We start from the raw sequence: 12,283 nt of genomic DNA on the forward strand, positions 1-12,283 counted from the left end.
CCCCAGGCCACCGACCGGCCCTCAGCAGACGGGTCCCAAGCCCGTATCGACCACCTGCCGGGGTACTCGCTACCCCGGCAGGTGGCCGGTCGCCACAACCTGACCGGTGACCGGTCGACAGGCCCCGAACCCCGACCGGCCACCGGGCGGCCGGTCCAGAACCCGGACCGGTCGCCTGCCGGGGAGTTGGCTGCCCCGGCAGGCGGCCGATCGGCAAACCCGGCCGGCAACCGGTCGCAGCACCTCAACACCCGACCGACCACCAGCCACCGAGTCCAAGCCGGCCGTTCCGAAACCCGGATCAGCCACCAGGCAAGGGACTCGCTACCCCGGCAGGTGGCCGGTCGCCACAACCTGACCCGTGTCCGGTCGGTGGGCCCCAAACCCCGGCCGGGCACGGGTAGGCGGGTCCGGACCTGTGAGTCCGGTGCCCGGATCCGTCACCGGCCGGGGCTTCGTGCCCCGGTCGGTGGCGGGTTGGGTTTGGTGGTCAGGCGCGGAGGCGGACCACGGCGTCGAGGCCTTGAGGGGTGGCCTCGTCGAGGCGGAACTCGCCGCCCGCCGACGTGACCAGTTCGGCGCAGATCGACAAGCCGAGGCCGGTGCCCGCGAGGTTCTGGTGCTTGGTCGAGCGCCAGAAGCGGCGCACCGCCTCGGTGCGCTCGTCGGCGGACAGGCCGCCGCCGTCGTCGGTCACGTGCAGCTCCACCCACGGGCCTGCCGGGAAGGCCGCGACGGTGACCGCGGTGCCGCCGGAGAGCTTGACGGCGTTGCCGACCAGTTCGTCGAGGACGCTGCCCAAGCCACCCGGCGGGGCCTGGACGGCCATGCCGGTCGGGACGTCGACGGTGAAGGACATGTCGGCCTGTTCGGCGAGCGCGCGCCACGCCGGGACGTGCGTGGCGAGCAGGGCGTCCAGCTCGACCGGCTCGGCGGCCGAGGCGCTGTCCAGCCTGGTCGCGGCGAGCAGGGAGTCGAGGACGCGACCCATCTCCTCGGCCTCGTCGACGGCGATGCGCTGCGCTTCGAGGCCCTCACCGGAGACGTGCGGCGCGAGGTTGTCGACCGCGAGCCGCAGGCTGGCCAACGGGTTGCGGAGCTGGTGGGAGGCGTCGGAGACGAACGCGCGCTGCCTGCGCAGAGCGCGGCTGACGACGTCGACCATGGTGTTGAACGACCGCGCGAGCCGTCGCAGCTCGGGCGGGCCGCCGACCTCGTCGGCGCGGGTGTCCAGGCGACCGCCCGCGACGGCGGCGGTGGCCTCGTCGAGCCGCCGGACCGGGCGCAGGACCCACCGCGACATCGGCCACGCGACCAGCACCACGCCCATCATCGGGATCAGGCCGATCAACCCGAGCAGCCCCCACTGCCGCAGCACCGAGCCGCGCAACCGGTCCGTCGGCGAGACCGTGACGACCGCCGCCACCACCTCGCTGTCCCGGCCCACGGGTTCGACCACGACGAGCTGGACGTCCTCCCACGGCCACACGGCCTGGTCGGTGTCGCCGCGGAACCCGCCGAACGCCGCCTTCAACCCGGTCGCGACATCGGGCTGGTCGAGGTCGACCGGCAGCCCCGAACCGGCGATCACCCGGTTGTCCGTGCCGACCAGCGCGACCGCGACCCCGTAGAGGTCGCTGTAGCGCTTCAGCTCCTCCTTCAACGCGGTGAGGCGCGTGGACGCGAGCGCGTTCTCCGCGAGCGAGGCGAACCGGCTGGCGTCGCCGAGCCGGTCCAGGTACGTCTGCTGCGTCTCCCCCTGCACGACCGCGAACGCCAGCGGCACACCCAGCGCCGCCACCAGCGCGACCAGCAGGGGCACGATGAGGATCAGCAGACGCCGCAGCATCAGGTCTCCGTGGCCCGGTAGCCGACACCGCGGATCGTCTCGATCCGCACACCGTCACCGAGCTTCCCGCGCAGCGCCGCGATGTGCGTGTCGAGCGTCCGCGACGGGGCCTCCCAGTGCGACTGCCACACCTGGTCGAGGATCACGTCGCGACTCACCACTGCGCCCGCCCGCCCCACCAGCAGGGCGAGCAGGTCGAACTCCTTGCGCGTCAACGACATCGGCACGTCCCGCAGCGTCACGACACGGGTCGCCGCGTCGAGCACCAGCGGCCCCAGCCGCAACGACCGCTCGGACTCCGACGACGCCCGCGCGGTGCGGGTGCGCCGCAGCACGGCCTCGATGCGGGCCAGCAGCTCGGCCGTGCCGAACGGCTTGACGACGTAGTCGTCCGCCCCCGCCCGCAGCCCGAGGACGCGTTCCCGCTCCTCGCCCCTGGCGGTCACGGTGATCACCGCGGTGCCCTCACGACGCCGCAACTCCCGCAGCACGTCGAGCCCGTCACCGTCGGGCAGACCGAGGTCGAGCAGCACCACGTCGGCGGCCGGAGCCTTCAGAGCCGCGGCGGCCGTACCGACCCGGTGGACCTCGTAGCCCGCGTGCCGCAGAGCGGTGAGGAGGCCACGAGCCACCCGGTCGTCGTCTTCGACGACGAGGATGCGCATGACGGGATGGTAAGCGCGCCGCCCCGCCCCGTCCGACTCACTCCGGCTTGTCCACCGACGGCTTGTCCTCGGCGGACTTCTCCTCGGCCTTCACGTCCGGCTTCGTGTCCGGCACCGTCACGACCTCGGCCTCGTCCTTCACTGCGCTCTCGTCCGCCGCCTCGGCCTTCTCGGCGTCGGTCTTCCCAGCGTCGGTCTTGCCGGCCGCGTCCTTGTCGGCGTCCGTGCGCGGCACCAGCGTCAGGTCCTCGCGGGGTCCTCGGCTCTTGGCCAGGATGAACGCGATCACCGCGCCGATGAACACCAGCACCGACACCCACACGTTGATCCGCTGCCCGAACACCAGGGTCGCGGTGTCCGTGCGCATCAGCTCGATCCAGAACCGGCCCGCCGTGTACCCGGCCACGTACAGCGCGAACACCCGCCCGTGCCCGAGCCGGAACTTCCGGTCCGCCCACACGATCAGGATCGCCACGCCGACGTTCCACAGCAGCTCGTAGAGGAACGTCGGGTGCACGATGTCGATCGGCGTGTGGTCGATCGCGACACCGCCGAGGTCGTCCTTCAGCCCCGTGGCGGGGTCGACGCGCTCGTAGATCTCCAGACCCCACGGCAGCGTGGTGGGCCCGCCGTACAGCTCCTGGTTGAAGTAGTTGCCGAGCCGACCGATCGCCTGCGCCAGCACGATGCCGGGCGCGAGCGCGTCCGCCATCGCGGGCAACGGGATCCCCCGCCGCCGACACGCGATCCACGCCCCGACACCCCCGAGCGCGATAGCGCCCCAGATGCCGAGCCCGCCCTTCCAGATCGCCAGCGCCTCAAGCGGGTTCTTGCCCTCGCCGAAGTACTTCTGGTAGTCGGTCGCCACGTGGTACAGCCGCCCACCGACCAGGCCGAACGGCACCGCGAACACCGCGATGTCCGTCACCGCCCCAGCGGGCCCACCGCGCGCCACGAACCGGCGCTCACCCCACCAGATCGCCACGATGATGCCCACGATGATGCAGAGCGCGTAGGCCCGCAGCGGAATGGGGCCGAGCTGCCAGACACCCTGCGAAGGGCTCGGGATCGTCGCCAGGAACGCGCCGGACGCGTAGGTCGTCACCACGGCGACCACCGTAGCCGGTACCCCGTCAGGCTGATGTCAGAGTCCCCATTCGTTACCGCACGACGCTCGCCAACGGTGGGGGTGTGTGGTTTGGGTGATGTCCTTGTGGGCCTCCTTGAGGGTGAGATGGGGAGCGGCGGAAAATCAGGGCACCAGAAGGCGGCGTCGCCCGCGGGTGGACGGAAGTCACCGGCCTCTGATGGGCGAGGCACAGCCGAAGTGGGACTTGGTGGCACCTCGAATCGGATAGTGGTGGGTCAGGAGTCGATCCCGCCTGGCTGGTGGGACCGAGATGGGAAGGGCGGTCTTGCGCGCCGGATCGCACGCGGTGCACCGGCGGTTCGGGCCGCTGGCGGCGGCAACGGACCGAGGAGTCGCGGGTAGCTCACAGCGGACGACCTGCCCTGAACTCGCCTGAGCCGGCACGCAGACGAAGAAGCCACCCCGGACAACACGCGCGATAAACAGGCCAGGTCTAGCCGATGTAGAGGCGAACTGCGGTCGGGCGATTCCGACCGAACTGCCTGCGGTAGGCAGCCCAGCGGTACAGGGACCGGGCCTGCCCCTGCCCAGCACTCCGAACGGAGTTCTCCCCAGCCTCTAGGCGCGCGCGACGTGACGGCGGGCCAAGGTGCACTCCTGTTCTGCGTAGAGGCCGCCTTGGACGCCGGTGGAGTCACCGGGAATGTCGAACAGGCGGCGTGGTCCAGTGGGGTGTAGCCGAGTGGCTGCGGGTGTTCACTGAGACCGCGTCAAGGTCTTGAAGCGCGCGTTCGGCAACGGTCAAGGGCGGCGTTGACGTGGCCGATGCGGTCACGTGGGCTCAGCCAGGTGGAGCGGTGGCGGCAGCGGCGCTTCGTCCGGGGTTCCGCCGAGGTGCACCATGGCGTCCGCACCGGCCGGCGCCGCGACCACCGGCCTCCTGGTCGCGCACGTCCAGCACCACCGACCGCTCACCCGGCCCCGCGTCGGCGATCTCCACGAGGTCGGCCACCACCCGCGCGACCACCCCGCGCAGCCCCGCCCGGACTGTTCGGCCCACCTACCCGGCCGCGCCCGTCAACACCACTCCCACTTCGACGCTCATGGTCGACATCTCGGTTCATGGGGACGACTGTCCTCAGGGGGGCCGACAATTTCCGGGCTCGGGAGACCATCGCGGCCGAGGTTCACTCGATCGTGGACATGCAAACGCCGCCCCAGCACCAGGCCGGGGCGGCGTCGTTGCAGGTCAGGCAGGTGCGACGGCACTCCGCACGCCGGTCGCCAGGTCCTCGGCCAGCGCGCGCACCGCGGCAGGGCTCTCGGCCGCGGCCGTCACGAACGCCGAACCGACGATCACGCCGTCCGCGTACGCGGCCAGCTCCGCGGCCTGCGCGCCCGACCGGACGCCCAAGCCCACGCCCACGGGCATGTCGGTGTGCTCGCGCACCCTCTTGACCAGCGCGGGAGCCAGGTTCGACACCACGTCGCGCGCGCCCGTCACGCCCATGACCGACGTCGCGTAGAGGAAACCGCGCGACGAGCGGGCCGTGAGGTCGATGCGCTCCTCGGTCGACGACGGCGCGACCAGGAACGTCCGGTCGAGGTCGTGCTCCGTCGACGCCGCGATCCAGTCGGCGGCCTCGTCCGGCACCAGGTCGGGCGTGATGAGCCCGAGACCACCGGCCGCGGCCAGGTCGCGGGCGAACCTGTCCACGCCGTACCGCAGGATCGGGTTCCAGTAGGTCATCACGACGGCCTTGCCCCCGGCCGACGCGACGGCCTCGACCACGCCGAACAGGTCGCGCACCCGGAACCCGGCGCTCAACGCCTGCTCCGCGGCCACCTGGATGGTCGGCCCGTCCATCACCGGGTCGGAGAACGGCAGGCCGATCTCCACCACGTCGCACCCGGCGTCGATCATCGCGAGCAGGGTGTCCTTGGACCCCTCGACGGTCGGGTAACCGGCGGGCAGGTAGCCGAGGAGGGCGGCGCGGTACTCCGCGCGGCACTGCTCGAAGACCGGAGCGAGCCTGCTCATCGGGTTTCCCCCTCGACGCCGAGTCCGAACCACTTCACCGCGGTGTCCATGTCCTTGTCGCCGCGCCCGGACAGGTTGACCAGGATCACGGCCTCCTCGCCCAGCTCGCGGCCGATCTGCATCGCCCCCGCGAGCGCGTGCGCGGACTCGATCGCCGGGATGATGCCCTCGGTCCGCGAGAGCAGCGCGAACGCCTCCATGGCCTCGGCGTCGGTGATCGGCCGGTACTCGGCGCGGCCGATGTCCTTGAGGTGCGCGTGCTCCGGGCCGACGCCGGGGTAGTCCAGACCGGCCGAGATGGAGTGCGCCTCGGTGATCTGGCCGTCCTCGTCCTGCATCACGTACGACATCGCGCCGTGCAGCGAGCCGGGGAGGCCCTTGGTGAGCGTCGCGCCGTGCCGGTCGGTCTCCACGCCGTCGCCGCCGGGCTCCAGGCCGACCAGGCGCACGGCCGGGTCGTCGATGAAGCCGTGGAAGATGCCGATGGCGTTCGAGCCGCCGCCGACGCACGCGGCGACGACGTCCGGCAGCCGGTCGATCTGCTCCAGGATCTGGGCGCGCGCCTCGATGCCGATGATCCGGTGGAAGTCGCGCACCAGCAGCGGGAACGGGTGCGGGCCCGCCGCCGTGCCGAGCAGGTAGTGCGTGTCCTCGACGTTGGCGACCCAGTCGCGCAGCGCCTCGTTGATCGCGTCCTTCAACGTCCGCGAGCCGGTCTTGACCGGGATGACCTCCGCGCCGAGCAGGCGCATCCGGGCGACGTTCAACGCCTGCCGCTCGGTGTCCACCTCGCCCATGTAGACGACGCAGTCCAGGTCCATCAGCGCGCACGCGGTCGCCGTGGCGACGCCGTGCTGACCGGCCCCGGTCTCGGCGATCACGCGCTTCTTGCCCATGCGCTTGGTGAGCAGCGCCTGGCCCAGCACGTTGTTGATCTTGTGCGACCCGGTGTGGTTCAGGTCCTCCCGCTTGAGGAAGATCCGCGCCCCACCCGCGTGCGCCGAGAACTTCTTCGCCTCGGTCAGCAGCGACGGACGGCCCGCGTAGTCCTTGAGCAGCCGGGCGAACTCCGCGAGGAAGTCCGGGTCGATGCGCGCCTTCTCGTAGAAGACGGCGAGCTCGTCGACCGCCGCGATGAGCGCCTCCGGCATGTACCGACCGCCCCAGGGACCGAAGTGCCCCCGCTCGTCCGGGTCGTGCGGTGTGGGGGCGAACTGGCCGCTCCCACGGGTGCCGGCTGGCGACATGCGCGCTCCTCCAGAGTTCCGGTTAACGACTGGGTCGTGGGCAGGCGGGGTGCGACCCCGCCGTCACGAGCTTGTTCACGGCGACCTTCGGGTCCGGCGCGGTGACCAGGCCCTCGCCCACCAGCACCGCGTCCGCGCCGTGGCCCGCGTACGACATGAGGTCGCCCGGTCCGCGCACGCCCGACTCGGCGATCTTGATGGTCTCGAACGGGAGACCCGGCGCGATGCGGCCGAACACGTCCCGGTCGACTTCCAGGGTGTGCAGGTTGCGCGCGTTCACGCCGATCACGCTCGCGCCCGCCTCCAGCGCGCGGTCGGCCTCCTCGGCCGTGTGCACCTCGACGAGCGCGGTCATCCCGAGCGACTCCACCCGGTCCAGCAGCGCGATCAGCGCGTTCTGCTCCAACGCCGCCACGATCAGCAGCACCAGGTCCGCGCCGTGCAGGCGGGCCTCGTGCACCTGGTACGGGCTGACGATGAAGTCCTTGCGCAGCAACGGGATCTTGACCGCCGCGCGGACCGCGTCGAAGTCCGCGAGCGAGCCGCCGAAACGACGTCCCTCGGTCAGGACGCTGATGACGCTCGCGCCACCGGCCTCGTACGCCATGGCCAGGTCCGCGGGTTCCGGGATGGCCGCCAGGTCGCCCTTGGACGGGCTGCGCCGCTTCACCTCGGCGATGACGCCCACGGCCGGAGCGCGCAGGATCGACATCACGTCCTGGGGCGGCGGGGCCTTGGTGGTGCGCTCGCGCAGCTCGGGGAACGGCAGAGCCGCCTCGCGGACGGCGAGGTCCTCACGAACGCCTTCGATGATCGATTCGAGAACGGTCACCCGGACACCTCGCACTTGCTCGCCGGCCCGGTATTCGGTGCCTCACTGCCAACTACCTCGGTCGCAAGTTCGCACACGTCACGATCCCCTTCCCGCCGCATGGATGCTAACCCCGCCGGCCAATCCGACCGGCCACCGGGGTGGCGCGATACGAGCAGCTCCGCAGGGCACCAACGGGTTCGACGTGCGCGAACGTGCGGCGCACGCGTGTCAGCACGTCGTCAGCCACGGGTCAGGCCCGATCGGTGGGGTCGTCGCCGCGTTCGAGCGCGTGCCACAGGTCCTTGTCGGGGTCCGTGGCCCGCTTCGCCGCGGCGGGCGTCTGGTAGCTGCCGCCCAGGCGTGGCATGGCCTGCCCGCGCACCAGGAGCAGCACGCCCGCCGCCACCACGAGCAGGGCTCCGAGCAGCGCCAACGCCCTCGGCGGCAGGTCGCCACCGGCCGCGACGACCACGTACCCGGCCCCGAGCCCGGCGGCCAGCACGATCCCGCCGAGCACCCGCCGCACCCAGCCCGACAGGGCGATCACGGCCGCAACGGCGGCGGCGCACAGCACCGCCAGCGGCACGAGCTGCGGCGCCAGGTCCGAGCCGGACCGCGCGACCGTCGTGGCGGCCGCTCCCGGCCGTTGCACGGCCTCGGTGGCCCAGGTCAGCCCGGAAGCGCCCCACAGCGCCAGCGCCCCCGCCAGCAGCAGGAGCACCACCATCCACAGTGGACGTCTAAACACTCGTCGGACTCGCGGCGGGCTTCATGGTCTGCGCCGTGGCGATGGCGGACAGGACCGCGCCCGCCTTGTTGAGGCACTCGTTGTCCTCGGCGACCGGGTCGGAGTCGGCCACGATCCCGCCGCCCGCCTGCACGTACGCCACGCCGTCGCGCACCAGCGCGGTCCGGATGGCGATGGCCGTGTCCGCGTCGCCCGCGAAGTCCAGGTAGCCGACGACACCGCCGTACAGGCCGCGCCGCGTCGGCTCCAGCTCCTCGATCAGCTCCATCGCGCGGGGCTTCGGCGCGCCCGAGAGCGTGCCCGCGGGGAAGCAGGCGGCGACGGCGTCGTACGCCGTCTTCCCGTCCTGGAGTTCACCCGTCACGGTGGACACGATGTGCATGACGTGGCTGTACTTCTCGACCTTGAAGAAGTCCACGACGGTCACCGAGCCGGGCTTGCAGACGCGGCCGAGGTCGTTGCGGCCGAGGTCGACGAGCATGAGGTGCTCGGCGCGCTCCTTCTCGTCGGACAGGAGGTCCTTCTGCAGCAAGGCGTCCTCCTCCTCGTCTACGCCCCTCCACCGGGTGCCCGCGATCGGGTGGGTCGTCGCCTTGCCGTCGCGCACCGTCACCAGCGACTCGGGGCTGCACCCGACGATGTCGAAGTCGTCCAGCCGCAGCAGGTACATGTACGGGCTCGGGTTGGACGTGCGCAGCACGCGGTAGATGTCCAGCGGGTCGGCGTCCGTGCGCATCTCGAACCGCTGCGACAGCACGACCTGGAACGCCTCGCCCGCGCGGATCGCGGCCTTGGCCTTCTCGATCACCTCGTGGTGCTGCTGGGGCGTGCGGCGGCGCAGGAACTCCGGCCGCTCCCTGGTGAACACGGCGGTCGTGGACGGTGCGGGGTTCTGGAGGTCCAGCGTCATCTGCTCCAGCCGCGCCACGGCGTCGTCGTAGGCCGCGTCGACGTTGCGGGTCGAGTCGTCCCAGTTCAGCGCGTTGGCGATGAGCGTGACGGTGCCCTCGTGGTGGTCGAGCGCGGCCAGGTCGGTGGCCAGCAGCATCACCAGTTCGGGGACCTTCAGGTCGTCCTCGGCGAGCGTCGGCAGCTTCTCCAGCCGCCGCACGGCGTCGTAGCCGATGTAGCCGACCATGCCGCCGGTGAGCGGGGGCATGCCGGGCAGGCGGTCGGTGCGCAGCACCTCGATGGTCTCGCGCAACGCCTGGAGCGGGTCGCCGCCCTCGGGCAGGCCGACCGGGCGGACGCCGGTCCAGTACGCCTCGCCGCCGGTGGCCGTGAGCGCGGCCGAGGAGCGCGCGCCGACGAACGACCACCGCGACCACGAGCGGCCGTTCTCCGCGGACTCCAGCAGGAACGTGCCCGGCCGGTCCCCCGCGAGCTTGCGGTAGAGGCCGACGGGCGTCTCCGCGTCGGCCAGGAGCCGCCGGATCACCGGGATGACCCGGCGTTCGGTGGCGAGCTCGCGGAATTCCTCACGGGTGGGGCTGATGTCGCCCAGACCCGAGCCTGCACCGGCACCGATGACGCTGACCATGCGGCCATTCTGCCGTGGCCGGCTATACGCGACCTCTTCGGGCTTCGGGGTGCCCCGGATTTCATCGTTTGTTGAAAATTAGGCCGACCGGCGGGATGATGGGACGGTGACCAACACCGAACCCAAGCGCCGCGGCCGCCGAGCAGGCGGAGCCGACACCAAGACCGCCCTGCTGGACGCGGCCCGCGAGGTGTTCGTCGAACGCGGGTACGAGGGTGCCACCGTCCGGTCCATCGCCGCCAAGGCGGGGGTCGACGCGGCCATGGTGAACCACTGGTTCGGCTCCAAGGAGAACCTGTTCGCGCAGGCCGTCCTGGAACTGCCGTTCGACCCGGTCGTGCTGGTCGCCCGCCTGCTCGACGGGCCGCCGGAGGAGACCGGCGACCGGATCGTGCGCACGTTCATCGCCGTCTGGGACGCCACCGGCGGCGGCCCGTTCGCCGCGCTGGTGCGCAGCGTGACCAGCCACGAGGGCGTCGCGACCGTGCTGCGCGAGTTCTTCCTGCACAACGTGTTCGGCAAGCTCGCCGAACACCTGGGCGAGGACGCCGTCGACCTGCGGGCCACGCTGTGCGCGACGCAGATCATCGGCATGGGCATGGTCCGGTACGTGCTGCGGTTCGAACCGCTGGCCTCCGTGGACGTCGACACGCTCGCGGCGGCCGTGGCGCCGAACCTCCAGCGCTACCTGACCGGCGACCTCACGCCTTGAGCAGCACGTCCGCGTCGAAGCAGGTGCGGTCGCCGGTGTGGCAGGCCGCGCCGGCCTGGTCGACGACGAGCAGCAGCGCGTCGCCGTCGCAGTCCAGCCGCACCTCGTGCACGTACTGGGTGTGGCCGGACGTCTCGCCCTTGCGCCACCGCTGCTGACGGCTGCGGGAGAAGTACGTGGCCTGCCGGGTCGTGAGGGTCTCCTCCAGGGCGGCGTCGTCCATCCACGCCACCATCAGCACCTCGCCCGTGCCGTGCTGCTGCACGACCGCGCACACCAGCCCGTCGGCCGTGCGCTTGAGCCTGGCGGCGACAGCGGGGTCGAGCATCAGCGGATCCCCCTTCGTTTGAGGTGCACCAGCGCGGGGGCGGTGTTGAGCAGCACCACGCCGTAGACGTGCGCGGCGGACAGCACGCCGGACACGACGCGGACCCACACCGGGCCGGTGTTGAGCGTGGCGAGCAGGTGCAGCAGCGCGAGCAGCAGGAACACGATGATCGCGGTGATCCGCGCGGGCCGGAAACCCACCATCAACCCGGCCGCGATGGCGATCTCCAGCACGGCCACGATCGCCGGGAACCGCACCCAGCCCGCGTCGCCGTCGACCTGCCAGCGGATGACGCCCACCAGCAGGAACAGCAGCGCGCCACCGGCCGCGACGATCGACGCGATCAGCACCTCGGGCGGCGTGGACGACCGGCCGGTCGAGTTCGGCATCACCGGACCATGACCCCGGCCTGACGCAGCCCGTCCTTGACTTCGGAGATCCGCAACTGCCCGAAGTGGAAGACGCTCGCCGCGAGCACGGCGTCCGCCCCGGCCTCGACCGCGGGCGGGAAGTGCTCCACGGCCCCGGCCCCGCCGGAGGCGATCAGCGGCACGTCCACGACCTTGCGCACGAGCCGCAGCAGTTCGAGGTCGAACCCGACCTTCGTCCCGTCGGCGTCCATGGAGTTCAGCAGGATCTCGCCGACCCCGAGCGCCTGCCCCCGTTCCGCCCACTCGACGGCGTCGATCCCGGTCCCCTTGCGCCCACCGTGCGTGGTGACCTCGAACCCGGACGCCGTCGGCCTCTCCCCCTCGGGCACGCGCCGCGCGTCCACCGACAGCACGATGCACTGCGCCCCGAACCGCTGCGACAACTCGCCGAGCAGTTCGGGCCGCACGATCGCCGCCGTGTTCACCCCGACCTTGTCGGCGCCCGCGCGGAGGAGCTTGTCGACATCCTCGGGGCTGCGAACCCCGCCGCCGACCGTGAGCGGGATGAACACCTGCTCGGCCGTGCGGCGGACGACGTCGAACGTGGTCTCGCGGTCCGAAGAGGACGCCGTGACGTCCAGGAAGGTCAACTCGTCCGCACCCTCGGCGTCGTAGGCGCGAGCCAACTCGACGGGATCACCGGCGTCGACGAGGTTGGTGAAGTTGACCCCCTTCACCACCCGACCGCGGTCGACGTCGAGACAGGGGATGACACGCACAGCGACGGACATGCCGACCAGCCTACGGTCAGGCGAACAGCAGGTCGGTGAGGGCGGGCACGAAGTCCTTCAGGTCGGGATCGACCGAGGGGTCGGTGC

The 12,283-nt window shown here is 71.7% G+C and carries 12 protein-coding genes; 1 reads left to right on the forward strand and 11 read right to left on the reverse strand.

Annotated features, from left to right (window positions below):
* Positions 1 to 490 precede the first annotated feature (490 nt).
* The 8 genes from ACFWW9_RS43470 to ACFWW9_RS43505 form a co-directional block, all read right to left on the reverse strand.
* Positions 491 to 1,849 (reverse strand): sensor histidine kinase, encoded by a 1,359-nt coding sequence (locus ACFWW9_RS43470; RefSeq protein WP_390389043.1) that lies wholly within the window; start codon positions 1,847 to 1,849, stop codon positions 491 to 493.
* Entirely contained in the window at positions 1,849 to 2,514 is a 666-nt protein-coding gene (locus ACFWW9_RS43475; RefSeq protein ID WP_390389044.1) for a response regulator transcription factor, read from the reverse strand. The genes ACFWW9_RS43470 and ACFWW9_RS43475 overlap by 1 nt, the downstream gene beginning before the upstream one ends.
* A gap of 37 nt (positions 2,515 to 2,551) precedes the next feature.
* Positions 2,552 to 3,622 carry a prolipoprotein diacylglyceryl transferase gene (gene lgt, locus ACFWW9_RS43480; protein WP_390389045.1) on the reverse strand — a complete coding sequence of 357 codons (1,071 nt, stop codon included), beginning with the start codon at positions 3,620 to 3,622 and terminating at the stop codon, positions 2,552 to 2,554.
* Between the two features lie 1,231 nt (positions 3,623 to 4,853).
* Positions 4,854 to 5,645: a tryptophan synthase subunit alpha gene (gene trpA, locus ACFWW9_RS43485; protein WP_390389047.1), complete on the reverse strand. Its 792-nt coding sequence runs from the start codon at positions 5,643 to 5,645 to the stop codon at positions 4,854 to 4,856.
* Complete coding sequence (gene trpB / locus ACFWW9_RS43490; protein WP_390389048.1) at positions 5,642 to 6,892, reverse strand: tryptophan synthase subunit beta; 1,251 nt, start codon at positions 6,890 to 6,892, stop codon at positions 5,642 to 5,644. The genes trpA and trpB overlap by 4 nt, the downstream gene beginning before the upstream one ends.
* A 22-nt stretch (positions 6,893 to 6,914) precedes the next feature.
* Positions 6,915 to 7,724 carry an indole-3-glycerol phosphate synthase TrpC gene (gene trpC, locus ACFWW9_RS43495; RefSeq protein WP_390389050.1) on the reverse strand — a complete coding sequence of 270 codons (810 nt, stop codon included), beginning with the start codon at positions 7,722 to 7,724 and terminating at the stop codon, positions 6,915 to 6,917.
* Between the two features lie 232 nt (positions 7,725 to 7,956).
* The gene (locus ACFWW9_RS43500; protein ID WP_390389051.1) at positions 7,957 to 8,433 is read right to left on the reverse strand and encodes a Trp biosynthesis-associated membrane protein; all 477 of its coding nucleotides are present in this window, start codon (positions 8,431 to 8,433) and stop codon (positions 7,957 to 7,959) included.
* A 13-nt stretch (positions 8,434 to 8,446) separates the two neighbouring features.
* Positions 8,447 to 9,994 carry an anthranilate synthase component I gene (locus tag ACFWW9_RS43505; RefSeq protein ID WP_390389054.1) on the reverse strand — a complete coding sequence of 516 codons (1,548 nt, stop codon included), beginning with the start codon at positions 9,992 to 9,994 and terminating at the stop codon, positions 8,447 to 8,449.
* 106 nt (positions 9,995 to 10,100) lie between these two features.
* Here ACFWW9_RS43505 and ACFWW9_RS43510 point away from each other — a divergent pair, with 106 nt between their 5' ends.
* Positions 10,101 to 10,706 carry a TetR family transcriptional regulator gene (locus ACFWW9_RS43510; RefSeq protein ID WP_390389055.1) on the forward strand — a complete coding sequence of 202 codons (606 nt, stop codon included), beginning with the start codon at positions 10,101 to 10,103 and terminating at the stop codon, positions 10,704 to 10,706.
* On the opposite strand, the gene hisI is transcribed toward ACFWW9_RS43510, so the two are convergent.
* Genes hisI through hisF form a run of 3 tightly spaced genes read right to left on the reverse strand, consistent with a single transcriptional unit; the run spans position 10,696 to position 12,196 of the window.
* On the reverse strand, positions 10,696 to 11,034 hold the full coding sequence (gene hisI, locus ACFWW9_RS43515; protein ID WP_390389058.1) for a phosphoribosyl-AMP cyclohydrolase: 339 nt from the start codon (positions 11,032 to 11,034) through the stop codon (positions 10,696 to 10,698). The genes ACFWW9_RS43510 and hisI overlap by 11 nt on opposite strands.
* Positions 11,034 to 11,423 (reverse strand): hypothetical protein, encoded by a 390-nt coding sequence (locus ACFWW9_RS43520; protein WP_390389061.1) that lies wholly within the window; start codon positions 11,421 to 11,423, stop codon positions 11,034 to 11,036. The genes hisI and ACFWW9_RS43520 overlap by 1 nt, the downstream gene beginning before the upstream one ends.
* Positions 11,423 to 12,196 (reverse strand): imidazole glycerol phosphate synthase subunit HisF, encoded by a 774-nt coding sequence (hisF, locus tag ACFWW9_RS43525; protein WP_390389063.1) that lies wholly within the window; start codon positions 12,194 to 12,196, stop codon positions 11,423 to 11,425. The genes ACFWW9_RS43520 and hisF overlap by 1 nt, the downstream gene beginning before the upstream one ends.
* Positions 12,197 to 12,283 lie beyond the last annotated feature (87 nt).

Origin of the sequence: Umezawaea sp. NPDC059074 (genome assembly GCF_042738955.1) — a bacterium.
GTDB lineage: Bacteria > Actinomycetota > Actinomycetes > Mycobacteriales > Pseudonocardiaceae > Umezawaea.

Excerpts from the sequence above, each read along its gene's own strand:
- ACFWW9_RS43470 (WP_390389043.1), bottom strand. The coding sequence starts at position 1,849 with ATGCTGCGGCGTCTGCTGATCCTCATCGTGCCCCTGCTGGTCGCGCTG.
- ACFWW9_RS43475 (WP_390389044.1), bottom strand. The coding sequence starts at position 2,514 with ATGCGCATCCTCGTCGTCGAAGACGACGACCGGGTGGCTCGTGGCCTC.
- trpA (WP_390389047.1), bottom strand. The coding sequence starts at position 5,645 with ATGAGCAGGCTCGCTCCGGTCTTCGAGCAGTGCCGCGCGGAGTACCGC.
- trpB (WP_390389048.1), bottom strand. The coding sequence starts at position 6,892 with ATGTCGCCAGCCGGCACCCGTGGGAGCGGCCAGTTCGCCCCCACACCG.
- ACFWW9_RS43500 (WP_390389051.1), bottom strand. The coding sequence starts at position 8,433 with ATGGTGGTGCTCCTGCTGCTGGCGGGGGCGCTGGCGCTGTGGGGCGCT.
- ACFWW9_RS43505 (WP_390389054.1), bottom strand. The coding sequence starts at position 9,994 with ATGGTCAGCGTCATCGGTGCCGGTGCAGGCTCGGGTCTGGGCGACATC.
- hisI (WP_390389058.1), bottom strand. The coding sequence starts at position 11,034 with ATGCTCGACCCCGCTGTCGCCGCCAGGCTCAAGCGCACGGCCGACGGG.
- ACFWW9_RS43520 (WP_390389061.1), bottom strand. The coding sequence starts at position 11,423 with ATGCCGAACTCGACCGGCCGGTCGTCCACGCCGCCCGAGGTGCTGATC.
- hisF (WP_390389063.1), bottom strand. The coding sequence starts at position 12,196 with ATGTCCGTCGCTGTGCGTGTCATCCCCTGTCTCGACGTCGACCGCGGT.